Annotated in this window: 20 protein-coding genes and 1 riboswitch; of the genes, 16 read left to right on the forward strand and 4 right to left on the reverse strand. The window is 40.6% G+C overall.

The annotated features are described in order from the left end of the window. The first annotated feature begins 4 nt into the window (after positions 1–4). From murC to lpxC, 6 genes are all read left to right on the forward strand, one after another. A complete protein-coding gene (murC, locus tag MKL38_RS10845) occupies positions 5–1453 on the forward strand; it encodes a UDP-N-acetylmuramate--L-alanine ligase (protein WP_017388956.1) in 1449 nt (482 codons plus the stop codon). A 36-nt stretch (positions 1454–1489) separates the two neighbouring features. After that, on the forward strand, positions 1490–2416 hold the full coding sequence (locus MKL38_RS10850; protein ID WP_003654094.1) for a D-alanine--D-alanine ligase: 927 nt from the start codon (positions 1490–1492) through the stop codon (positions 2414–2416). Between the two features lie 2 nt (positions 2417–2418). Further along, the gene (locus tag MKL38_RS10855) at positions 2419–3273 is read left to right on the forward strand and encodes a cell division protein FtsQ/DivIB (protein WP_005038012.1); all 855 of its coding nucleotides are present in this window, start codon (positions 2419–2421) and stop codon (positions 3271–3273) included. Between the two features lie 60 nt (positions 3274–3333). After that, a complete protein-coding gene (gene ftsA, locus MKL38_RS10860) occupies positions 3334–4596 on the forward strand; it encodes a cell division protein FtsA (RefSeq protein ID WP_003654091.1) in 1263 nt (420 codons plus the stop codon). A 164-nt stretch (positions 4597–4760) separates the two neighbouring features. Beyond that, positions 4761–5936: a cell division protein FtsZ gene (gene ftsZ / locus MKL38_RS10865; protein ID WP_270903261.1), complete on the forward strand. Its 1176-nt coding sequence runs from the start codon at positions 4761–4763 to the stop codon at positions 5934–5936. Positions 5937–6046: 110 nt separating this feature from the next. Continuing rightward, a complete protein-coding gene (lpxC, locus tag MKL38_RS10870; protein ID WP_080027985.1) occupies positions 6047–6949 on the forward strand; it encodes a UDP-3-O-acyl-N-acetylglucosamine deacetylase in 903 nt (300 codons plus the stop codon). 97 nt (positions 6950–7046) lie between these two features. Here lpxC and MKL38_RS10875 read toward each other — a convergent pair whose 3' ends face one another. Beyond that, complete coding sequence (locus tag MKL38_RS10875; RefSeq protein WP_003654086.1) at positions 7047–7487, reverse strand: DciA family protein; 441 nt, start codon at positions 7485–7487, stop codon at positions 7047–7049. Positions 7488–7594: 107 nt separating this feature from the next. On the opposite strand from MKL38_RS10875, the gene MKL38_RS10880 reads away from it, so the two are divergent. The 5 genes from MKL38_RS10880 (at position 7595) to MKL38_RS10900 (ending at position 14464) form a co-directional block, all read left to right on the forward strand. Continuing rightward, a complete protein-coding gene (locus MKL38_RS10880) occupies positions 7595–8287 on the forward strand; it encodes a M23 family metallopeptidase (protein WP_005038016.1) in 693 nt (230 codons plus the stop codon). Positions 8288–8537: 250 nt separating this feature from the next. Next, complete coding sequence (aceE, locus tag MKL38_RS10885; RefSeq protein WP_151744169.1) at positions 8538–11255, forward strand: pyruvate dehydrogenase (acetyl-transferring), homodimeric type; 2718 nt, start codon at positions 8538–8540, stop codon at positions 11253–11255. Between the two features lie 2 nt (positions 11256–11257). After that, complete coding sequence (locus tag MKL38_RS10890; RefSeq protein WP_270903262.1) at positions 11258–13231, forward strand: 2-oxo acid dehydrogenase subunit E2; 1974 nt, start codon at positions 11258–11260, stop codon at positions 13229–13231. A 149-nt stretch (positions 13232–13380) separates the two neighbouring features. Next, positions 13381–13659: a hypothetical protein gene (locus MKL38_RS10895; RefSeq protein ID WP_270903263.1), complete on the forward strand. Its 279-nt coding sequence runs from the start codon at positions 13381–13383 to the stop codon at positions 13657–13659. 28 nt (positions 13660–13687) lie between these two features. Continuing rightward, positions 13688–13873, forward strand: a riboswitch (yybP-ykoY riboswitch). A gap of 15 nt (positions 13874–13888) precedes the next feature. Next, a complete protein-coding gene (locus tag MKL38_RS10900) occupies positions 13889–14464 on the forward strand; it encodes a TMEM165/GDT1 family protein (RefSeq protein WP_003654075.1) in 576 nt (191 codons plus the stop codon). Positions 14465–14523: 59 nt separating this feature from the next. Here the strand turns inward: MKL38_RS10900 and MKL38_RS10905 are convergent, their stop codons facing one another. Then, the gene (locus MKL38_RS10905) at positions 14524–16689 is read right to left on the reverse strand and encodes a TonB-dependent siderophore receptor (protein WP_270903264.1); all 2166 of its coding nucleotides are present in this window, start codon (positions 16687–16689) and stop codon (positions 14524–14526) included. A gap of 227 nt (positions 16690–16916) precedes the next feature. On the opposite strand from MKL38_RS10905, the gene MKL38_RS10910 reads away from it, so the two are divergent. From MKL38_RS10910 to recJ, 5 genes are all read left to right on the forward strand, one after another. Beyond that, positions 16917–17714, forward strand: a complete 798-nt coding sequence (locus tag MKL38_RS10910; RefSeq protein ID WP_133747331.1) for an MBL fold metallo-hydrolase — start codon at positions 16917–16919, stop codon at positions 17712–17714. Positions 17715–17917: 203 nt separating this feature from the next. Next, a complete protein-coding gene (gene guaB / locus MKL38_RS10915) occupies positions 17918–19384 on the forward strand; it encodes an IMP dehydrogenase (RefSeq protein ID WP_003654069.1) in 1467 nt (488 codons plus the stop codon). A 149-nt stretch (positions 19385–19533) separates the two neighbouring features. Continuing rightward, the gene (glmM, locus tag MKL38_RS10920; protein ID WP_003654068.1) at positions 19534–20871 is read left to right on the forward strand and encodes a phosphoglucosamine mutase; all 1338 of its coding nucleotides are present in this window, start codon (positions 19534–19536) and stop codon (positions 20869–20871) included. Between the two features lie 10 nt (positions 20872–20881). Next, on the forward strand, positions 20882–21538 hold the full coding sequence (pdxH, locus tag MKL38_RS10925) for a pyridoxamine 5'-phosphate oxidase (RefSeq protein WP_017391039.1): 657 nt from the start codon (positions 20882–20884) through the stop codon (positions 21536–21538). After that, positions 21539–23239, forward strand: coding sequence for a single-stranded-DNA-specific exonuclease RecJ (gene recJ, locus MKL38_RS10930; RefSeq protein ID WP_132070601.1), 1701 nt, complete (start codon positions 21539–21541; stop codon positions 23237–23239). A 49-nt stretch (positions 23240–23288) separates the two neighbouring features. Here the strand turns inward: recJ and MKL38_RS10935 are convergent, their stop codons facing one another. Together MKL38_RS10935 and MKL38_RS10940 are read right to left on the reverse strand one after the other, a co-directional pair. Next, positions 23289–24056, reverse strand: coding sequence for a putative porin (locus MKL38_RS10935; protein ID WP_005038035.1), 768 nt, complete (start codon positions 24054–24056; stop codon positions 23289–23291). 335 nt (positions 24057–24391) lie between these two features. Then, positions 24392–25249, reverse strand: a complete 858-nt coding sequence (locus MKL38_RS10940) for a putative porin (RefSeq protein WP_209831725.1) — start codon at positions 25247–25249, stop codon at positions 24392–24394. Positions 25250–25423 lie beyond the last annotated feature (174 nt).

Genomic DNA, 25423 nt, shown 5'->3' on the forward strand with positions numbered 1-25423 from the left:
TACTATGTCTCCATCAACAGCTGCGAACCAAGCAAAAAAACTGATTAAAGTGCCTGAAATGCGCCGTATCAAACACATTCATTTTGTGGGGATCGGTGGTGCTGGGATGTGTGGCATTGCAGAGGTATTGGGTAACCAAGGTTATAAAATTTCTGGTTCAGACATTAAAGCATCTAAAACTACAGAACAATTAGAGCAAAATGGCATCAAGGTTTATATCGGCCATCAAGCGGAAAATATTAAAAATGCCAATGTGCTTGTAGTTTCTACAGCGATTGATCCAGAAAATCCGGAAATTAAAGCAGCGATTGAACAACGTACTCCAATCGTACGCCGTGCAGAGATGCTAGGTGAGCTTATGCGTTACCGTCATGGTATTGCTGTAGCTGGTACGCATGGTAAAACCACAACGACTAGTCTTTTAACTACCATGTTGGCTGAAGAAAATCTTGACCCAACTTATGTTATTGGTGGTTTGCTTAATAGCACAGGTGTAAATGCTGCACTTGGTGAAAGTCGTTTCATCGTGGCTGAAGCCGATGAGTCAGATGCGTCTTTCCTTTATTTGCAACCTATGGCAGCGATTGTAACGAACATTGATGCTGACCATATGGATACCTATGAAGGTAGCTTTGATAAATTAAAAGATACGTTCGTACAGTTCCTTCATAACTTACCATTTTATGGTTTGGCTGTAGTTTGTGGTGATGACGCCAACATTCGTGAAATTATGCCGCGTGTAGGCCGTCCAGTTATTACTTATGGTTTTAATGAAGATAACGACATTCGCGCAATTGATGTTGAACAAGATGGTATGCGTTCACACTTCACGGTGTTACGTAAAGGTCGTGAGCCGTTACGTTTAACCATTAACCAACCGGGTATGCATAATATTTTGAATGCTTTGGCTGCTATTGGCGTTGCGACTGACGAAGGCGTTTCTGATGGAGCGATTAGTCGTGCTTTAGACGGATTTAGTGGTGTTGGTCGTCGTTTCCAAGTACAAGGCGAATTCGAACTTGCTGATGGTAACGTTAAGCTAGTTGATGACTATGGTCACCATCCGAAAGAAGTAGAAGCGACTATTAAAGCTGCTCGCCAGAGCCATCCGGATCGTCGTTTGGTTATGTTATTCCAGCCACACCGTTACTCTCGTACCCGCGATTGTTTTGATGACTTTATTGAAGTTCTTTCTCAAGTCGATCAATTATTATTACTGGAAGTTTATCCTGCCGGTGAGAAGCCTATTGTAGGTGCAGACAGCCGTACTTTGGCGCGTAGTATTCGTTTACGTGGACAGGTGGAGCCGATTTTGGTCGATCCGGTTGAAGGTAATTTGCAAAACATCATGCAAAATGTGTTACAACCAAATGACTTGTTATTAACGCAGGGTGCGGGTAACGTTGGAGCAATTTCAGTAGAACTTGCACAACACCATTTGTATGTGAAATAAACAAAAATATTGAATTATCGGGTTAAGGATTTAAACGTGTCAAATGCTACAAAATTCGGCAAAGTTGCCGTGCTATTTGGTGGGAAATCGGCTGAGCGTGCTGTGTCTTTAGATAGTGGTCAGGCAGTTCTGGATGCTTTATTGCGTTCAGGTGTTCAGGCTGAAGCATTTGATCCGCAAGACCGCAGTGTGACTGAACTTGTAAATTATGATCGTGCATTTATTGTATTGCATGGTCGTGGCGGTGAAGATGGCCAGATTCAAGGTGTACTTGAATGGTTAAATCTGCCTTATACAGGAACTGGCGTGCAAGGTTCTGCGATTGGCATGGATAAAGTCAAAACCAAGCAAATCTGGCAAGGTAGCGATTTACCTACAGCGCCATATCGCATTATTACTAAAGAGACAGATTTAGATGCGGTTATTGCTGAGCTAGGCTTGCCTGTCATTATCAAACCTGTACATGAAGGCTCAAGCGTGGGCATGAGTAAGGTTGAGAAAGCAGAAGACTTTGCTGCTGCAATTGAAAAAGCGACTCAGCACGATGCTGTTGTGATGGCAGAAAAATGGATCACAGGTCGTGAATTCACAATCTCGTTCTTAAATGGACAGCCTTTGCCGGTTATTCGTTTACAACCACCAGCAGACGTTGCTTTTTATGACTATGAAGCAAAATATGAACGTAATGATGTTGAGTACGGCATTCCTTGTGGTCTAAGTGAGACAGAAGAGAAAAACCTGCAAGCATTGTGCTTACGTGCTTTTCAAGCTGTTGGTGCTGAAGGCTGGGGCCGTATTGATGCGATGCAGGATGAGCAGGGTAATTTCTGGCTTTTAGAAGTAAACACTGTGCCAGGTATGACCAGCCACTCTTTAGTTCCAAAAGCTGCTCAAGCTGTTGGCTATAGTTTTGATGAATTGTGTGTTGCCATTCTTGAGCAAACATTGGAAGGTACGGCTTAAATATGGCACAACTTCCGGCTTCCATGCGCCGTAAACGTGCGGCCATCACCTCTATTCATGATAAACCGCCTACACGTAAGCAGAAGCTTGCGAATGCTGGTGGATGGGTGCTGTTGGTTATTGCTTTTGTAGTGCTGGCAGTCGGAATTTATGGGCTATATAAAGTTATTACAGATGCAAAAGTTGCAAAGCTAGAGGTTGTGGGATCGGCGTCTTCAGTTGAAACACAACAAGTGATGCAGCATGTTGCTCCAATTATAAAAGCGAATTATTTCACATCTGATTTAGAGCAGATTCGTGATAAAACATTAGAAATTTCGTGGGTAGACCGAGTTGTGGTATCTCGTGCCTGGCCCAATGGTATTCGTGTTCGTGTCATGCCTCGCCATGCCATCGCCCGTTGGGGAACAGGTCGCTTGTTAAGCGATGGAGGCGATGTATTCAGTGAGGCAGAGCCGACAATTCATCCTGAGCTTCCGTTACTACATGGTCCGGTAAGCCAGTCGAAAATGATGATGCGACGCTATAATGAGATCAATCAATTATTCCATCCCGCCAATTTGCGCCTAAAAGAGTTATATCTGACGGAGCGAATGACTTGGTTTATGCAGTTTGACACAGGTTTACGAATTATTGTTGACCAAGATCAAACAATGAATAAGTTGCAACGTTTAAGTCATCTGGCACAATCTGACTTAAAACCGGTGTGGTCGAAAATCTCAGCCATTGATTTGCGATATCGTAATGGATTATCTATTCAATGGAAGAACGCAACACCACCTAAAATTGTGAATGGTCAGTTTGTTGTAACGATTGATGACACAAGCATTGCAGGTGGAACAAAAGCAAAGCCATAATACGTGGCTTTAAAATAGGCAATTTGCCTGGTATTAAACAACAAAGAAATGGTATGAGTGATGAATGAAGCTGTTCCCTCAGTTGTTGCGATTGACATTGGGACGCATAAAGTTTCAGTTTTGATTGGAAAAATTCATGCGCCGGATAACATTCAAGTTATCGGTATGGCAACTGCTCGCAATCGTGGCATGAATAAAGGAAAAATCGTAAGCCTCGATAAAGTCATCGCTGCGATTAAAAATGCTGTTGCTGAAGCGGAAAATATGGCCGAATGTCGCATTCATAGCGCATGGGTATCGATTCCGAGTACCGAGTTGCAAAGTTTTTATGCCTCTGGCCGCACACCAGTTGCTAATCCAGCACATGTTATTACAACAAATGAAGTCGTGCGCGCGTTAGAATTGGCAAAAGCAAGTCATGTGACTTCTGATTACTATTTAGCAAGTGCAGTGCCGTTAGGCTTTGAATTGGGTGATTCTGCTGAATGGGTGCAGAATCCGATTAACATGACTGCCCATAGTATGACAGGACATTATCAGTTAATGATGATGCCTATAGCGACTATGCAAAACCTTGATCGCGCCATGAAAGGTGCAAATATCGGGGTTGAAAAAATGGTGGTATCTTGCTTGGCAACCGCCGAGGCAAGTTTGCTTAAAGATGAAAAAGAATATGGTGTTTGTCTGGTCGATGTTGGCGCAGGCATTACCAATCTTGCAGTTTATCTAGATGGACGTTTGGCTCTGGCACGTACATTGCAGCGCGGTGGTGAACACGTTACGCGTGATATTGCTGCTGTATTGCAAACCACGACAGAAGAAGCTGAACGCATTAAAATTCTGTATGGTTGTGTCGATTTAAGTGCTGTTAAGCCAGATCACATGATTCAGGTAGAAGGAATTGATGGCCCTCAAACCATTAGTCGGATTGAGTTGTCAGAAATTATTATTGCCCGTTATGAAGAGATCTTTAGCCAGATTCGTGACGAACTCGAAAACAGCGGTGCAATTCATGGTTTATACCATGGTGTAGTACTGACAGGTGATGCTTGTCAAATCGAAGGTATGGTGAGTTTGGCTCGCCGTATGTTGGGGGTATCTGCACATTTGGGTAATCCACCGTTACAGGTTTATGCTGATGATCAGCATCAAGCCGCGTTACGTCGTTCGATGTATGCAACAGCAGCTGGTTTGCTTATGTTTAGCCAAAGTGAGTTGCAAGAAGCTGTTGAAGAGCCTGAAGAGGCAAATGACCGTTCGGTATGGGAACGAATGGTAAATGGCTGGAATGCGTTTAATAGCAAGCTAAAAGCCATTTTTTAGGATGTATGGATTTATTGGTAGAATTGTTAGGAAGTTGTAAGAGAAAACCACTGTACTTGACAAGGTTTGTATTGCACAGCATTCTTAAAATTAGTTGTTTTTGAAAATCAAGGCAGTATACGGGCTGAAGTGACTGCCATAATGTATTAGGAACCCTAAAGGTCATGGCCTCATTTGAATTTATAGAAGATGAACTAAACGATGGCAACGGTCAAGCCCGTTTCACTGTATTTGGTGTAGGTGGTGGTGGCGGTAATGCCGTTCAACATATGGTGCAGTCTGATATTCAAGGTGTTAAATTCGTTTGTGCCAATACAGACAAACAAGCACTGGACTGTATGAATGCACCTTTCAAAATTCAGTTAGGCGAGCAAAGTACACGTGGTCTAGGTGCTGGCGCTAACCCTGAAGTAGGGCAAGTTGCAGCAGAAGAAAGCCGTGAAATTATTCGTCACCATCTTGAAGGTACGGATATGGTATTCGTTACCGCTGGTATGGGTGGTGGTACGGGTACAGGCGCGGCACCTGTCGTGGCTGAAGTTGCCAAAGAAATGGGTATTTTGACTGTTGGTGTTGTGACAACCCCATTTAACTTTGAAGGCCGTCGCCGTTTAAAGTCTGCTGAACGTGGTATTGAAGCGCTTGAAGCACATGTTGATTCATTGATTATTATCCCTAACCAGCGCTTACTCAGCGTATATGGCGATATTTCAATGAAAGATGCTTATAAAAAAGCTGATGATGTATTGTTAAACGCTGTACGTAGTATCTTTGACCTTGTTGTAAACCGTGGTCATATTAACCTTGACTTTGCCGATTTGAAAACTGCAATGAGTACACGTGGTTATGCCATGATGGGTGCTGGTTTAGGTCGTGGTGAAGATCGTGCACGTCAAGCTGCTGAACAGGCGATCCGTAGTCCATTGCTTGATAACGTAAATATTATTAATGCTAAAGGTGTGTTGATTAACATTACTGGCGGTGATGATATTACTTTACGCGAAACTGAAATCATTACTGATGTCGTGAACCAGATTGTTGACCTTGATGAAGGTGAAATCTTCTACGGTACTGTATTTGATCCAGATGCGCGTGATGAATTACGTGTAACAGTAATTGCAACTGGTCTAACACGTAATGCAGCAGATGCGGAACCGAGAAAACGTAATACGGTAAGTCATGCATCGGTTCAATCAGCTCAATCTGTTGATGAAGATGACGTTCCTGCAATTAATAAGCGTCAAAATGCAGACAATGAAGTGAGTAGTACTGCAAGTTCTTCTCCGCGTTCTTCTCCGATGAGCATTCAAGATTACTTGAAAAATCAGCAACGTAAGTAAAATATTATTAAATTTAAAAAAAGGCAGTGTTTAATCACTGCCTTTTTTTGTTTTTGATCAATGACTAAATATGCTAACGTATAGCGGTTTTAAAAAAGAAGTTACAAAGCATGGTGAAACAACGTACTCTCAATCGTGTGGTAAAAGCGAGTGGAATAGGTCTTCATAGCGGTCAAAAAGTGATGATCAATTTCATTCCACATACCGTGGATGGAGGTATTGTATTTCGTCGTATCGATTTAGATCCACCTGTGGAAATCCATGCGAATGCTTTGCTGATTCAAGAAGCTTTCATGTGCTCCAATTTAGTAATTGGAGATATAAAAGTTGGAACGATTGAGCATGTGATGAGCGCAATTGCAGGTTTGGGAATTGATAACCTTATTGTTGAGGTATCTGCGTCCGAAGTTCCGATTATGGATGGAAGTGCTGGCCCATTTATTTACCTGTTAATGCAAGGTGGATTGCGTGAGTTGGACGCACCGAAAAAATTTATAAGAATATTAAAACCAGTTGAAGCATTAATCGATGATAAAAAAGCAATTTTTAGCCCGCATAATGGCTTTCAGTTAAATTTTACGATTGATTTTGACCATCCAGCATTTGCTAAAGAATATCAATCTGCGACTATCGACTTTTCTACTGAAACATTTGTATATGAAGTCAGTGAAGCTCGTACTTTTGGTTTTATGAAAGATCTGGATTATCTCAAAGCAAATAACTTAGCTTTAGGTGCAAGTTTAGATAATGCGATTGGTGTAGATGACACGGGTGTTGTTAACGAAGAAGGCTTACGTTTCGCCGATGAATTTGTGAGACATAAGATTTTAGATGCAGTAGGTGATTTGTATTTGCTTGGTCATCAAATTATTGCCAAGTTTGATGGTTATAAATCGGGACATGCTTTAAATAATCAGTTGTTACGCAATGTCCAAAGTGATCCGAGTAATTATGAAATTGTAACATTTAATGACGAGAATGAATGTCCAATTCCATATGTCAGCGTGACATAAGTCATTGTCTTTACTTGGCTACGTTATAGTGTAACGTTATAAAGTGTGATTATTATCACATAATAAGAACGATTCTAATTAAGAAATAGAAAGCTCATTATTTTTTATTGCTTGCCAAACGTAGTAAAGCTTGGCTAAGCTTAGGGTCGCTCACAAAGTCGGCTGCACTACGTAACATTTCTTGTGTTTCCGGGGGAATGGGTTTAGATGGCTCGGATGAGGGTGGATTTGGAATGTTTTTATTTCTCAAGCGAACCTGAATTCTTTGTAGGTCTTTTAACCCTTCAAGTTGAGATAATTTAGATACATATTGGTTCTGTAAATAACTGAGTTGACTAATCATCGCCTGATTTTCACCAGTAATGATCAAAGAACCATTTTGATAACACACGACCTGCCATTGTTCCGGTTGGGGCAATAAGGGTTGGATAATTTTCGTAAGTCTTTGCCATTGCGCGACTTGCGTTGTTAGAAACGTAAGGTTTCCTGTTTTTATGTGTTTTCCGGATTGTTGAAAAACGTTATCGGGTTTAGACATGGGTCATTCTCGGATAGATTCTTGTCTTCATCTTAAGCGTTCATTTCAATCGATATCAAGGAAGAGATCATAAGGAACTTAAGTAAGAACAGTTTCAAGAGGTTTTTATGCACACGCGTCGTATTTTATTAGCGTTTTCACTTGCCGCTTCGGCAGCATCAGTTGCTTTTGCAGATTATCAAACAATTAACCAATCTACTGATTCAGATCGATTGGAACAACTATCAAAAACATTATCTCAAGGTTCATACACTCATCCTGATGATTTAGATCTTCCAGCGAGTGCGAAAGTTTCAGTGACCTTACGCCAAAAAACGGTTGAACTCAACAATGAGTCACTCGCTAAAAAATATGGCAATACGACAGCTAAGAACTCTTTCAATACCTCTTCTTCAAATGCTTATTCGTGGTTAGTTTCTCATCCTCTTCCTGATACTGTGCGAGTTTCTTCGAACTTTGGTGGTCGTACGATGGGTGGCCGTGCCGAACATCATGGTGGATTGGATATGGCTGCCCCAAGTGGTACGCCAATTTATGCTACAGGCCCGGGTATTGTAACCAAATCTGGTTGGGGTACTGGCTATGGTCAATATGTTGAAATTAACCATGGTAATGGCTATTTAACACGCTATGCGCATGCTTCGCGTTTAATGGTACGTGTAGGTGAGCAAGTGTCGGCAGGTGAACATATTGCCAATGTAGGTTGTACTGGTCGCTGTACTGGTCCACATTTGCACTATGAAGTAGTAAAAGATGGTCAACGTAAGAACCCAACAACTTACTTAGCGATGCTTCCTTAAAAGCATAGTGAAAAAGGTTAAGGTTATTGAATTTATGAATCTGAAATTAACTTAAACCTTTTTTAACGTAAAGATTGTATAAAAAAACGCCATTATTGGCGTTTTTTTGTTATTTTGTTTAATGCTCGGTCAATGACTATTCATTCAGAAAATAATAGGCCCCCCTCACATTCACCCATGGCAATAACTAGAGAGGGGTAAAACGTGGTAAAAATACAAAGTAGATTAAAGAACAAGGAACAGGTGAATTATGGCGTTTTACGGTGACTCCGATGCACAAGAAACCCAAGAGTGGCAAGATGCATTCGATTCAGTTTTACAACATATGGGAACTGAGCGCGCGGCATTCTTATTGGAAAAACTTTACCAACAAGCAATTGCCAAGCATGTTCCCATTCAACGTCTCAATACACCTTACTTAAATACAATTTCTGTTGAAGAACAACCTGCAATGCCAGGCGACCAAGATATGGAACGCCGTATTCGTGCATTGATTCGTTGGAATGCCTTAGCAATGGTACTTCGTGCGAATAAAACAGGTGATGATTTAGGTGGACACTTGGCGAGCTTCGCATCAAGTGCAACATTATATGACGTAGGTTTTAACCATTTCTTCCGCGCAAACAGCAATAACTTTGGCGGAGATATGATTTATTACCAAGGACACTGTGCTCCTGGTATTTATGCACGTTCATTCCTAGAAGGACGTTTAACTGAAGAACAGTTAAGTAATTTCCGTCGTGAAGTTGGCGGTAACGGTTTACCAAGCTATCCACATCCATATTTAATGCCAGACTATTGGCAATTCCCAACTGTATCAATGGGTCTTGGTCCAATCATGTCGATTTATCAAGCGCACATTCAAAAATATTTGATGAACCGTGGTTTGATCAAAGAAGAAGATCGTAAAGTCTGGGCATATCTTGGCGATGGTGAAATGGATGAGCCAGAAAGTACTGGTGCAATTTCACTTGCTGGTCGTGAAAAGCTTGATAACCTAATTTGGGTGGTTAACTGTAACTTACAGCGTCTAGATGGTCCTGTACGTGGTAACGGTAAAATCATTCAAGAATTAGAATCTTTATTCCGTGGCGCAGGCTGGCGTGTCATTAAAGTGGTATGGGGTCGTCATTGGGATCCGCTACTTGCAAAAGACAGCACAGGCGCTTTAAAAGCGGTAATGGGCGAAACAGTTGATGGTGAGTATCAGCGCTATCAAGTGAAAGGTGGTGCATATACACGTGAGAAATTCTTTGGCAAGTACCCAGAAGCTGCGGAACTTGTAAAAGATTTAAGCGATGAAGACATCGATAATCTTAACCGTGGTGGTCATGACCCGTACAAAGTTTTTGCTGCCTATGCAGAAGCAATGAAAGCTAAAGGTCAACCAACAGTTATTCTTGCGAAAACTGTTAAAGGTTACGGTTTGTCTGAAGAAATTGAAGCGGTGAACAAAACTCACCAAATCAAAAAAATGCAGATCGACTCTTTGAAATATGTACGTGACCGTTTCAACCTGCCATTTACAGATGATAAGTTAGAAGAGCTTCCATTCTACCGCCCAAGTGAAAACTCTCCAGAAATGAAGTATATGAAGGCGCGTCGTGAAGCTTTAGGTGGCTATTTACCTGCACGTCGTAAAGAGAGTGAAATTTTAGCGATTCCTGAATTATCTGTATTTGATGCAGTATTAAAAGGTTCTGCTGGCAAAGAACAATCAACTACCATGGTCATGGTTCGTTTAATTGCTTCTTTACTTAAAGAAAAAGCAATTAAAGACCGCGTAGTGCCAATCGTTCCAGATGAAGCGCGTACTTTTGGTCTAGAAGGTATGTTCCGTCAGCTTGGTATTTATGCCGCTCACGGTCAAAAATATACTCCAGAAGACCAAGAACAGTTAATGCATTACCGCGAAGCAAGTGACGGTCACATGCTTCAAGAAGGGATTAACGAAGCTGGTGCGATGAGCGCATGGGCTGCGTTGGCAACGAGTTATTCGACGAATAACTTGCCAATGATTCCAATGTACATGTACTACTCAATGTTTGGTTTCCAACGTATTGGTGACATTGCATGGGCTGCGGGTGATGCACAAGCTCAAGGTTTCTTGTTGGGTGCTACTGCTGGTCGTACCACATTGAACGGTGAAGGTTTACAGCACCAAGATGGTCATTCACATATCTTGGCGAACACGATTCCAAACTGTGTATCTTACGATCCATGTTTTGGTTATGAGTTGGCTGTAATCGTACATGATGGTTTACAACGTATGTATGTGAACCAAGAGCGTGTGTTCTATTACCTAACTGTAATGAACGAAAACTACGAGCATCCTGCAATGCCTGAAGGCGCTGAGGAAGGCATTAAACGTGGTATGTACTTGTTCGAAAAAGATGAAAAAGCAACTGTCCAATTGATGGGTTCAGGTGTAATTCTTCGTGAAGTGATCAAAGCTGCGAAAATCTTACGTGATGAATACCAAATCCATTCAAACGTTTGGAGTGTAACAAGCTTCAATGAGTTGTCGCGTGATGGTATGGCATGTGAAGAATACAACCGTTTACACCCACTTACTGAAGAAGTGAAAGAGTCTTGGGTGTCTAAACAATTACGTGGTACAGAAGGTATTGTTGTTTCAGCAACAGACCATATGCGTGCGTATAGCGAACAAATCCGTGCTTATCTTCCAGATGGTCGCCCATTTGTTGCATTAGGTACAGATGGTTATGGTCGCTCAGATACACGTGCTAACTTGCGTAGTTTCTTTGGTGTTGATGCTGCACATATTGTTGTTGCTACTTTGAAAAAATTAGCTGACGAAGGTGAAGTAGATGCACGTTTAGTTAAAGATGCAATTTCTAACTTTGAGTTAGATACTGATCGTCCAGTGGCATGGGCTCCACAAGCACATCCAGAAGTTCAAGCAGTAGCTGAATACCATGAAGCGCAAACAGGTGAGGGGAACTAAGCATGCAAATTAAGACCCCTGATATTGGCGTAGATAAAGCAGTTGTTGCTGAAATTTTGGTAAAAGTTGGTGACAGCATTGCTGAAAATGACAGCCTTGTTTTGCTTGAGTCAGATAAAGCCTCTGTTGAAGTGCCTAGCACTTCAGCAGGCGTAGTGAAAAGCATCTTGATCAAAGAAGGCGATAGCGTAACTGAAGGTACGGTATTGTTTGAACTTGAAGCTGAGGGTGCTGCACCTGTAGCTCAAGCAGAAGAAGTTGCAAAACCTGCACCAGCAGCTGAAAAAGAAGCACCTGCTACAGCTCCACAAGTTGCTGTACAACCAGCAGCTGCAACCACTAGCCAAGTGGTTGAAGTTCAAGTTCCAGATATTGGTGTTGAAAAAGCACTAGTTGGTGAAATTTTAGTAAAAGTTGGCGAGCAAATCGATGTTGAGCAAAGCATCGTTGTTGTTGAATCTGACAAAGCAACTGTAGAAGTGCCAAGCAGTGTTGCTGGTACTGTAGAAAGCATTCAAGTTAAAGAAGGCGATACAGTTAAAGAAGGTGTTGTGCTCATTAAAGTGAAAACAACATCTGCATCAAGTGCGCCAGTTGAAGCTCCTGCTTCTATAGCAGCCCCAGCGTCAGCGCCTGCACCAGTTCAACAAGAAACTGTAGCTGCGGCTGCTACTCAATCTGGTCCAGTTGATATTAACGTTCCTGATTTGGGCGTAGATAAAGCAGTTGTTGCTGAAATCTTAGTACAAGTTGGCGATAAAGTTGATGTAGACCAAAGCCTTGTTGTGGTTGAGTCTGATAAAGCAACTGTAGAAGTTCCAAGTACTGTTGCTGGTGTTGTGAAAGCGATTCACTTGCAAGCAGGCCAACAGGTTTCACAAGGTATATTACTTGCAACAATTGAAGCTGAAGGCCAAGCACCTGCTGCGGCACCAGCGGCAAAAGCAGAAGTAGCTCCAGCTCCACAGGCAGCAGCACCTAAAGCGGCAGCTCCTACTCCGACTCAGGCTGTATCTGCTCCAGTTTCTGGTAGTGATAAGTTAACGAAAGAGCAAGAAGCTGAAAACGCTAAAGTTTATGCTGGCCCTGCTGTTCGTAAGCTTGCTCGTGAACTTGGTGTGGTTTTATCACAAGTTAAAACTTCTGGTGAACATGGTCGTGTGATTAAAGAAGATATCTTTGCTTATGTGAAGACTCGTTTAACTGCACCACAAGCGGCTCCAGTAGCTGCGGCTGCACCAGCAGTTTCAGGTTTGCCAAAGCTTCCTGACTTCACTGCGTTTGGTGGAGTGGAAGAAAAAGTACTGACGCGTTTGCAGCAAGTATCAATTCCGCAATTGTCATTGAACAACTTTATTCCGCAAGTCACCCAGTTTGATTTGGCTGACATTACTGAGTTAGAAGATTGGCGTAATGAGCTAAAAGGCAACTTCAAAAAAGAAGGTATCAGCCTGACGATTATGGCATTCATTATCAAAGCGGTTGCGTATTTGCTGAAAGAAGAGCGTGAGTTCGCAGGTCATCTATCTGATGATGGTAAATCAGTGCTCTTGCGCAATGAAATCCATATGGGAATTGCGGTAGCAACACCTGATGGTTTAACTGTGCCAGTACTTCGTAACCCAGACCAAAAATCAATTAAGCAAATTGCAGTTGAATTGGGTGTGTTAGGTCAAAAAGCACGTGATAAGAAATTAACACCGAAAGACTTGCAAGGTGCGAATTTCACCATTTCAAGTTTAGGCGCAATTGGTGGTACAGCATTTACACCACTTGTAAACTGGCCGCAAGTTGCGATTTTGGGTATTTCACCTGCAACGATGCAACCGGTTTGGAATGGTAAAGACTTTGATCCACGCTTAATGTTGCCGTTGTCGTTGTCTTATGACCACCGTGTAATTAATGGTGCAGATGCTGCTCGCTTTACCAATAAACTTACGAAACTTCTTAAAGATATTCGTACTTTATTAATCTAATATTTTGAAATGAATCATTAAAACCTCGCTTCGGCGGGGTTTTTATTTTGATATTTAATTTAATTGGTTTTAGGTTAATCTAAAGATTAGATATGAATTATCGAGAGAGAGGAGAAATTTCTCGTTATTAGGTAAAGGAGAAATAATAAATGGCGGTTTTTTTAAAAATCATGGTACCAATCCTATTGATTGTATTTTTATTAATGGGGGTATGGATCAGTGTTTTACACTTTCCTTGGGAATGGATGACCTATGTTGCAATGGGGTTGGAAGTATTTGTAGCAATGCTTATTTTGCCATTTGAATTTCAGTCACAGCACATAGCAGGCATTAACAATTTGGGGTTTATTAACTTAAGTATTTGTTTAGCCTTACTATTGGGCTTAGGTCGGTTGTTAGTGTGGGCATGGATAAAATTTTTTGTTTGAAAAATAGAACTGCTCGAATATAATAAGCACATACTTCATTGGGGAGTAGCCGCTATTCATTTCTGAATGAATAGGTGATGATCAACATAATTGTTCAACAGAACATGGTCATCATAGCTTAAACGTCTCATCGTTTCCGAGTTGGCAAGACCTTTGATTTACCACTCTGCAGATATTTGGCTAGCAGGAGGGGTAGGTCATGGGCATTTATGCTAGCCAGAGAAACGACATGCAAGAATTTCTGATTTCTACCTCAATTGTTGCCCTAGCTGAAATGGGCGATAAAACTCAATTACTCGCCCTTTTACTGTCTGCACGTTTCCGTAAGCCAATCCCTATTCTCATTGCGATTCTGTTAGCAACTTTAATTAACCATGGTATCTCTGCTGTGCTTGGACAGTGGATTACGACCGTCTTGAGCCCCGAAATATTAGTTTGGGTTCTTGCGGGTGGTTTTATTGGTATGGCGTTCTGGATGCTTATTCCAGATAAGTTAGATGATGAAACAGATAGCATTAATAGATGGCAAAAATTTGGTGTTTTTGGCGCAACCTTTATCTTGTTTTTCTTAGCTGAAATTGGTGATAAAACGCAGATTGCAACAGTGGCCTTAGCTGCTCGTTACGACAGTATTTTCTGGGTTATGCTGGGTACAACTTTAGGTATGATGATTGCCAATGCACCAGCTGTATTTATTGGTAATAAATTAGCTGAACGTTTATCTATCTCGCTCATTCATAAAATTGGTGCGGCTATTTTCTTAATTGTAGGTGTCTCTACTTTAGTACAGCATTATTTCTTCTAAAACATTTAAAGCTGCCATAAAAAACGCACTCAATTCGAGTGCGTTTTTTGTCGATCGTTTTAGTAGTTAAATTTCACTGTAAAGTTAATTTGGCGTGGGTTGCCGAGCGTCACTAAATTCTCATTCAGCGCACCTGCATAGTAATCTTTATCAAATAGATTGCGGATAGCAAGTTGAGCGCCCCAATGCCCAGTGTCATAGCCAGCTTCAGTGTCAAAGACTGTATAGCCTGGAACATGAACATCTAAGCCATCGACAGTTTTATACGTTTCACCGCGGAACCCGCCGCCAACATACCAACCAAGTTTTGATGCAGGGTCAAATTTATAGCGTGCTGACAAGCTATATGCATGCTCAGGAATATTGTCGAGTCCTTTTCCTACATTACTCGTGTTTGCATCTTTACTAATTTCCGCATCAATTGTGTAGGTATATGCAGCCGTTAATTTTAAGCCTTCTAAAATTTCTGCGCTGAGTTCAGTTTCAATACCACGTGTTAACTGTTCGCCGCGTTGTACTTTATAGCCACTATTCACAGTATCAGTAACTAAAACATTTTGGCGTTTTAAATCATACCAAGCGATAGCGCCTTGAATTCGTTGATTAGGGCTTTGTAATTTCATTCCCACTTCAACCTGTTTCCCTTCTTCAGGTTTGAACGGATTGTTATTTACATCAGTACCACTGTTAGGTGTAAATGAAGTGGCATAGCTAACATAAGGAGCCACAATGTCATTAAGGGTATACATGACAGAGGCGCTACCCGTAAATGCATTGTCTGATTGTTTACTTGCATTACTTGTAACTAAACTGGTGCTTTGGGTTTGTGCCCAGTCTTGGCGTCCAGACAAGCTTAAAAGCAATTGGTCATTAAGTTGAATACGGTCACGTAAATAGAGCCCTAAATATTTGAGGCGATTAATATCACGAACATTTTGCGTCAATGTCACGTTTTGACCATAAACGGGGTTATAAATATTTAAATCGCCAATGTCATATTTATCATTGGTGTAATCACTTTTTTCCTGAAAAGCATCTACGCCAATATTAACGTCGTGTTGCATGCCATATAAATCAAACTGTTTATTTAAACGGTTATCGATGGCAAAACTTAAGTTATCAATAATTTGATGGCGGCTGTTATTTTTACGGCTAATGGTCGTGTAGTCGATTTCACCTTGTTTGTTTTTTGCCCAGAAATTTGTGCCTGTTCGAGCAAAAACAGCTGTACCATCCATTTCAGTTTTTTGTACGGCAAAATTCTGATTGAAGTTCCAGCCATTATCAAAAGCATGTTTAAACGTATAACCAGTACGGTAAACATCGGCCTCATATTTACCGAAATTAGGATCGCCAATATACAAGCTTCGGTCTATAGCGCCGTTAGGATTATCTTTTAAAGTACCAATGACAGGTAGACCTTGCTGACGAATATATTCGCGATGTTGATAGCTAGCGATGACAGAAAGGTCGGTGTTATCCCCTAAGTCAAAGTTGTAAGAAGGGGAAATATAGTAATTTTTAAAATACACATAATCTGTCGGGTCATCTTGGTCAGAGATACGACCATTTAAGCGGAAAGCACCTTTTTCACTATTATTAGGACTATAGTTTAAATCGAATGTGCCTTCTTTAAGGCTGTAACTGCCATAAGTCGTGCTAGCACGTGCAAAACTTTCTGCTTGAGGGCGTTTAGTGACTAAATTCACCATACCGCCTGGGGCAACTAAACCAAAATTAATAGATGCGGGACCTTTTAAAACTTGTACTTGATCCATACCTGATATTTCAGCTGCTACAGATGGAGTTGGTGAGCTTTGACCGACTCTTAAGCCATCTACATAAACCGAATCAGAAGATGTCTGCCCGCGAATAACGAAATCATCCCAACCACGACGACCTAGTTTTCCAGCTTCTACTCCTGCAACACCTTCAAGTGCATCTGCTAAGGTTCTTGCTTGTTTCTGATCGAGCTGTTCACGTGTTACCACCGAAACCGATTGAGCAGTTTTAAACAAGGGCGCATCTGATTTTAAGGCAGAGGTTGCTTTCGTTGCGACATACGGGGAGGTGGTTTCTTTTTGCGCCTGAATAGAAATTGTGGGTAGCACACTGGTCGAACTTTTTTGTTCTGCTGTTTCATCAGCATGACTTGCTGTCATCAAACTAAAAATAGCAACTGCTAACAATGTTTTGGAGCTTGAAAAATAAGGTGCTTGGTTCATGGGAGGCCTAGACAGCGCAAAAGACAAAAACTGATAATGAGAATTATTTTAATTTATTGTGAGTTAATTTTAAATAACATTATGATTCATTTATAAAATAAGAAAAGCAAAAGCTATTTTAAAATATTATGAGAAAAATAAAGCAATTCATTGCAAGAATTATCGAATCCCTTTATTTTAGTATGGATATAAAAATATCTAATATTTAAAGTTTTTTGGGGAATTGTATGGGGTTTGAAAAAACAACATCGCAGATATTATTTGATAATGGCGTACATAAATGTATTAGTTTTACCAGTTTGGTCAAAGGGGAAGGCATACAAGCCAATCAATTTTTAATTATTGATCATGAACGAGCTGCGGTGATCGACCCAGGTGGCGATTTGACCTATGTTCCGTTGACTATGGAACTTAATAAATATACGCGATTGAAAAATCTGGATTATGTGATGGCTTCTCATCAAGATCCAGACATTATTACTTCAATGCCGCGCTGGTTAGTCTATACCGATGCCAAAGTGGTCGCTTCTAAATTATGGGCACGATTTTTACCGCACCTAAATTCTGCATTCATGAGTGAACGCATGAAAGGGAATTGGGAAGATCGCCTTATTGAACTACCAGATCGTGGTCAAGTGATTCAATTAGGAGAATCAAAGCTTGTGGTGGTTCCAGCCCATTTTCTACATTCGGTGGGTAATTTTCAGTTCTATGATCCAGTCGCTAAAATTTTGTTTTCTGGTGATATGGGTGCCTCGATTGTTGAGGACGCTAGTCAACCTTTAACAGATTTCGATACGCATGTTATGAAAATGAAAGCTTTTCACCAACGTTATATGTGTTCAAATAAGGTCATCCGTTTATGGGTCAACATGGTCCGTCAGATGGATATTGAAATGATTGTTCCCCAGCATGGAAGCCCATTTATTGGTAAAGAAATGATTAATCAATTTTTAGATTGGATTGAAACTTTACCTTGTGGTGTCGATTTAATGTCAGAGCAAATTTTTAGTTGCCCTGCATAAATCTAAATATTATTTCTAATAATTAACCCAGATGAAGTTCTGGGTTATAAAAAGATAAGAGCTAGAAAATAGAGCTAAAAGTATAATTAAGTGGGAATTATTTAGAGTAGGCCGATATCTATTGCTGAAAAAGGCAAAGATAATATGAAAATTGCATTGAAATTTGTTTATAATAGCTCACGGAATTTACCAGTGAGATTGTTATGCTGACCATCGTTCAAGAAGCGCTAACCTTCGATGATGTCTTATTACTTCCTGCCTACTCTACTGTTCTCCCAAAAGATGTCTCTCTAAAGACACGTTTAACTCGCGGCATTCATTTAAATATCCCATTAGTTTCTGCTGCAATGGATACAGTGACTGAGTCACGTATGGCGATTGCGATGTCACAAAATGGCGGTATCGGGATTTTGCACAAAAACATGGATATTGCTGCTCAAGCTGCAGAAGTACGCCGTGTAAAGAAATTCGAAGCGGGTATGGTGAAAGACCCTATCACTGTAACGCCTGAAACTACAGTACGTGAACTGATTGCAATTACCACTGCTAATAACATTAGCGGTGTACCTGTTGTTAAAGACGGCAAGGTTGTTGGTATTGTGACAGGCCGTGATACACGTTTTGAAACCAATTTAGAACAACCAGTTAGCAACATCATGACAGGCCAAGATCGTTTGGTGACTGTACGTGAAGGTGAGTCTAAAGAAAATATTCAAGCATTATTGCAAAAACACCGTATTGAAAAAGTCTTGGTCGTTGGCGAGAGCAACGAACTTAAAGGCTTAATTACAGTGACTGACTTCCGTAAAGCTGAGAGTTATCCAAACAGTTGTAAAGATGATCTTGGTCGTTTACGTGTTGGTGCTGCGGTTGGTACAGGTGCTGATACACCAAGTCGTGTAGAAGCATTGGTTGAAGCTGGTGTTGACGTAATTGTTGTTGATACAGCACATGGTCATTCAGCTGGTGTAATTGAACGTGTACGTTGGGTGAAACAAAACTTCCCTCAAGTACAAGTAATTGGCGGAAACATCGCAACTGGTGATGCTGCATTAGCATTGTTAGATGCAGGTGCAGATGCAGTAAAAGTGGGTATTGGTCCTGGTTCTATCTGTACGACACGTATTGTGGCAGGTATTGGTATGCCACAAATTTCTGCGATTGACAGCGTTGCTAATGCATTGAAAGATCAAATTCCTTTAATTGCAGATGGCGGTATCCGCTTCTCTGGCGATATGGCAAAAGCGATCGGTGCAGGCGCAAGTACAATCATGGTTGGTTCACTTTTAGCTGGTACTGAAGAAGCGCCTGGCGAAGTTGAGTTTTTCCAAGGTCGTTACTACAAAGCATATCGTGGTATGGGTTCATTAGGTGCAATGGCGGGAGCAACAGGTTCTGCTGACCGTTATTTCCAAGACTCAAAAGCGGGTGCTGAGAAGTTAGTACCAGAAGGCATTGAAGGTCGTGTTCCATATAAAGGCCCAATGGGTAACATCGTTCATCAAATGATGGGTGGTTTACGTTCATCGATGGGTTATACAGGTTCATCTGTGATTGAAGATCTTCGCCAAAATGCGAAATTTGTGAAAATTACTTCAGCAGGTATGTCTGAGTCACATGTTCATGATGTAACGATTACTAAAGAAGCTCCAAACTATCGTGTTGGTTAGATTTTGGTAACCAAAACAATGAAGAAAGCCGTCATTACACTGACGGCTTTTTGTTTTTGGTGTAAAGTAAATCTAACGAAAAGAAATATGGCGGAATTGCCATATATGAAGTGTGCCACCGCTGAAGTGGCGTAAGAATGAGATAAGCTATGAGTTATTTTGGAACGGATGGTATTCGTGGAAAATTTGGGCAAATGCCTATTACTCCAGAGTTTGCTTTAAAACTCGGTTTTGCTGCAGGGAAGGTATTAAAACGAACGAGTCCAAAAAATAAACCGCTCGTTGTATTAGGAAAAGACACACGTTTATCTGGTTATATTTTAGAATCTGCTTTGCAGGCAGGCTTAAACGCTGCTGGCGTATATGTTCATCTACTTGGTCCATTACCAACACCAGCAATTGCACATCTTACTCGTGCTTTGCATGCACATGCAGGTATTGTTATTTCTGCATCACATAATCCATATTATGATAATGGGATTAAATTCTTCTCAAGTGAAGGCAAAAAATTACCTGATTCATTACAAGAAGAAATTAACCTTGAATTAGAAAAAGACTTATTCATTGAGGACACTGCAAACTTAGGTAAAAGTGTTCGTGTAAATGATGCAAACGGTCGTTATATCGAATTTTGTAAATCTACTTTCCCTTACCACTTTGATTTAAATAATTTAAAGATTGTGTTGGACTGTGCTCATGGTGCTGCATATAGCGTTGGCCCTTCAGTTTTCCGTGAGCTAGGTGCAAAAGTCATTGCTTTATATAATGAACCAGATGGCTTAAATATTAATGAAAGCTGTGGTTCAACACATCCTGAACACTTGCAAAAAGCAGTGGTTGAGCACCAAGCAGATTTAGGTATTGCCTTTGATGGTGATGCTGACCGGGTTGTGATGGTTGATAAGTTTGGTAACTTAATTGATGGCGACCATATCCTATATATCTTGGCGACTCAGGCGCAAAATAAGCCAGCTGGTATTGTTGGTACTGTCATGAGTAATATGGCACTTGAAGTTGCACTTGAAAAAGCAAATGTTAATTTTGTTCGTGCAAAAGTCGGTGACCGCTATGTATTACAGGCTTTAGAAGAAAATGGTTGGGTGACAGGGGGCGAACCTTCTGGTCATATTCTAACTCTAGACAAGAGTACGACTGGTGATGCCATTATCGCTGCACTTCAAGTTTTAACTGTGATGGTCGAGCAAAATAAGGCTCTTCATGAATTGGTGCAAGACTTTAAACTATTCCCACAAGTTCTTTTAAATGTACGTTTAGAACAAATGCTTGATCCATATTCTATTCCAGCATTGGTTACTGAATTTGATAAAGCAGAGGCACAGCTTAAAGGTCGTGGACGTATCTTGATTCGTAAGTCTGGAACAGAGCCTGTGATTCGTGTCATGGTTGAAGGTGATGATGAGCAAGAAGTGAATGCTTTAGCTCAGCATTTAGCAGATTCAGTTCGTTCACAAGCACAAGTCGCATAAGGTGCATGACATGAGTGATGTCATCAAAGATTTAAGTGAATTACGCTTGAGCTATGAGCAAGGCGAGTTGTATGAGGGGCAGGTTGAGTCAAACCCTCATCAGCAGTTTCTTGGTTGGTTTAACCATGCTCTAGCCGCCAATTTGCATGAACCTTATGCCATGTCGTTAGCAACAGTGGGTGCTAATGGCAGACCACATGTTCGAACAGTTTTGTTGCGCGGTGCTACAGAAGCTGGGTATGATTTTTATACTAACTATGACAGTCAGAAAGGTATAGATTTGGCAGAAAACCCATATGCTGAATTATTATTTTACTGGCCGAGTCTAGAGCGTCAGGTAAGAGTTGGTGGTCATGTAGTAAAAATTTCTGAACAGGAATCTACAGATTACTATCGGAAACGACCACGTGATAGCCAGATTGCAGCGCATATCAGTACTCCACAAAGTGGCAAAATTGAAAGCCGAGAGCTGTTACAGCAGCGCTTTCAAGACTTACAACAGCAAGTCGAAAGCCGTGAAGTGCTTGATAAGCCAGAGTTCTGGGGAGGCTATCGTCTGCAACCAGATTATTATGAATTCTGGCAAGGGCGACCAAATCGTTTACATGACCGCTTGAGTTATGAAAAAATCGACGGTCAATGGATGCTGCACCGGCTGATGCCTTAAATGACAAAAATACAAATCAAACAAAGACCTTTATTGACACGCCCTGAACAGTTTCAGGGCGTGCCGCCGTTTATTGCCGAGATTTTGGCAAGACGTGGAGTTCAATCTGAACAGGAATTAGAGCTCAAGCTTAAGAATTTACTTGCTCCAGAGCTCAAAGGTCTAGAAACCGCTGTCGCATTAATGGATCAAGCCATTGATGAGCAGAAAAAAATTGTTATTGTCGGGGACTATGATGCCGATGGAGCAACCAGCACCGCGTTAATGGTATTGGTGCTTCGCGATATGGGGGCACAAGTCGATTATTTGGTTCCCGATCGGTTTAAGTACGGTTATGGGCTTACGCCTGCAATTGCAGAGCTTGCTCATCAAACTTATCAACCAGATCTATTAATTACTGTCGATAATGGAATTTCCAGCCATGCAGGTGTAGAAACTGCTCAGGCCTTGGATATGCAGGTCATTATTACCGACCACCATTTAACAACTAAAGAAACACCTCCGGCGCAAGCAGTTGTTAACCCAAATCAGTTAGGTTGTGATTTTCCAAGTAAGGCGCTTGCCGGTGTTGGCGTTGCATTTTATGTGCTGGCAAATTTGGCAAGTTTACGTAACAAGCAAGGCAAAAGCACAAGTAAAGTCACTCAATATCTAGATCTAGTAGCTTTGGGAACTTATGCCGATGTTGCTGTATTAGATTATAACAACCGTATATTGGTGGATGCAGGTGTAAAGCGAATCCAACAACACCAATGCCGAGTTGGAATTTTAGCGCTATTGGATATTGCTGGTAGAGAGGCGAGTTCATTACGTGCACAAGATCTAGGATTTGTTATAGGCCCCCGTATTAATGCTGCTGGACGTATGGAAAGCATGCGTATTGGGATTGAATGTTTACTTGCAGAGAATATGGAAACTGCCTATCCAATTGCTCAGCAATTAAATCAACTCAATATAGAGCGGCGCCAGATAGAAGGGGAGATGAAGCAACAAGCTTTATCTGCTTTAGATAGTTTGCAACTCTCAAAAGAAGATATTCCACAAGCCCTTGTACTCTTTGAAGAGAGTTGGCATCAAGGTGTGATTGGGATTGTAGCAGGTCGTTTAAAAGAACAGTTCCATCGACCAACCATTGTTTTTGCACCAGATGAAGATGGTATCCATATTAAAGGCTCTGCGCGTTCAATTGATGGCGTGCATATTCGAGATACAATTGAACAAGTTGCTGAACAACATCCAGAATTGGTGAGCCATTTTGGTGGACATGCGGCAGCGGCTGGCTTAACGATTCGAAAAGAAAACTTTGATGCTTTTAAAACTGTTTTTACTGGCTGTGTTGCAGCCATGGAAGAATCTCTATTCCAAGCAACACTATGGACGGATGGAGAGTTACCAGCTTCTGCTTTGCAACTAGACACATTGGACTGGATAGAGCAGCTTGGACCATGGGGGCAAAAATTCCCTTTTCCTCAGTTTGAAGGGAAATTTAAGGTCGTCGATTATCGCTGGCTTAAAGAAACACATTTAAAACTTAGGTTAGCCCTAGATCAATATACTTTTGATGCGATTGCATTTAATGCAGCTGGTCGTTTTGAATTTAATCCTATGCGAGATGAAGTTCATTTAGTATATGAAATGGATCGTAATGCATTTAATGGCAATGTAAATTTACAATTGCGTATTGTGCATTTAAACCAATAAAAAAATCCGCTCATTAGAGCGGATTTTTTTATGTGCTTTTTAAGCGATATTAGAAACGGTATCCTGCACGAACACCATAAGTGTTATCGTTGTCACCGAAACCAATACGACCTTCAAGACTTACTTGTTGATTTAAGAATTTTTTAGCATTAATACCAAATTCATCTTTATCAGTTAAGTCGTTATTGTAGTAATCCACACCAAGACTTAAAGTTTTATCGATGTAGTAGTCACCACGAACTTTATATTCGTCAAGGTCACCAAACGCACCAAACGCTTCAAGGTTTACGTCATGTTGACCTACTTGAGTTACGTATTTAGCACGAACTGTTGGATCAGCGCCGTCTTTACCGTCTTTTTCGTCGTAACCTTTAACACCTAGAGCAAGTAATAAACCTGGAGCTGGTAAATAACCTACTTCAGCAGCATAAGTCGTAACTTTACTATCAATATTAGTGTTATCGATTTCACGCTCATTACGGCCTACATCACCGCTAAGGTAGAAATCTGAGTTAGGAACGTAGTATTCAACACCTACGCCATACTGAGTGTCTTTAGTACCGCTGTTATCGCCATAGTTGATAAGAGCGTTAACATTACTTGCACGGCTTAAGAAAGCTGCTTCAGCAAGTGGAGCGTTACGAGTTTGAACAGGATTAAAGTAATAAGTCCCGTCAACACCGAATTTGCTTACACTGCTGCCGTCATCTGGATCAAGATAATTGTAAGAACCACCAACTTCAGCTTGGTAAGCGTTTGCTGCGCCACTTACTGCCAGTGCAGATAAAAGAGCTGATGCAATTGCTAGTTTTTTCATGGAATCTCTCCCCTCTAAAAAGCGATTTTATAAATGTTTTGTTACAACTTTTAGTCTAGACCAAAATGCTTATGCGTCAATCTTGCTCAAGTAACCATACTGTAACTATGTGTTTTTTCTGTAAACTTGATCTATTTAAATTATTGATTATTAAATAAAAGTTAATAATGTTTTATTTTATTAAAATTGAGGAGATTTTGTGTAGATCATAAAAATTGCTGTAAAAGTACCCAATTTTGTATGAGGATGTTACTGGTTAAAATTAAAATGAACTGAAGAACGCTCAGATAAATCTATCCAAGCGTTTATATCTTTAATTAATAAATTCTTATGAATTAGAAACGGAATGTTCCATTAATACCAAAAGAATCAGCATCCTCAACAGTCGTATAAGTTAAGCCTACTGCTACTTGTGGTGTAAAGAATTTTTGTGCGCGAAGACTAAAAATTGTATCTGAATCTTCTGCTGTTGAGTCTGCAAAAGATGCTCCAATACTTAAAGTTGGATCAAGATAAAGATCTGCACCTAAACGATAAGTAGTTTCATCTCCAATATAAGTTTGGCCTTCAAAATTAGTATAAAAACCAGAAATTTGAGTTACATACTTCGCACGTAGAGTTACGGCTGTATCATCATCTTCACCAGTTACGGCTGCGGAATTTGAGAGCGAAGTAATAAAGCCATATTTAGCTGCTTGCATTGGATCAAAACTTTCAGACAAATCTGTTACACCAGCAGCCAATAATAAGCCATCGGTTGGTAGGAAACCGACCTCTACAGCATAGCCGTTACCACTATCATCAACCGAACCAAAATCATTTGCAGTGACTTCGGTTTTTGTACGGTTAAATGCTCCTGATAAATACAGTTGGGTATTTGGAATAAAGTATTCACCTGTAATGCCTACAGAACTAAATTCGAGTTTTCCAGAATCTTCATCATCTTCTAGTTTGCTATATGCATATCCTAGTCCAATATTTGAAGATTTATTTAAAAAAGCAGCTTCAGCTAAAGGGAAAGTTTTTGCTTCTACTGGATTAAAATAATATTTGCCGTTAATACCGAAGCTATTATTTTCTCCCCCATCCATATCTGTAAATTCGTACATTGTACCAACTTCAGTTTGATAGGCATTTGCATTGAAAGCACATGTAGCAGTAAGGATTGCGAATAAAATATTTGATTTTTTCATGAGAAAAACTCTAGTAATGAATATTGTAAAGTTATTAAGATTTTAAGTTGTTAATTTTAATATGTTTTTATAATATTAATCAATATTATTATATTTGTTTATCACGATTAAAATAATAAAAAACAATAAGTTTTAGTCCTTTTGTTTGAGAATGGCAAGCTATGCTAAAATAAT

The sequence above is a fragment of the Acinetobacter sp. AOR14_HL genome (assembly GCF_027855175.1).
Lineage (GTDB): Bacteria > Pseudomonadota > Gammaproteobacteria > Pseudomonadales > Moraxellaceae > Acinetobacter > Acinetobacter calcoaceticus.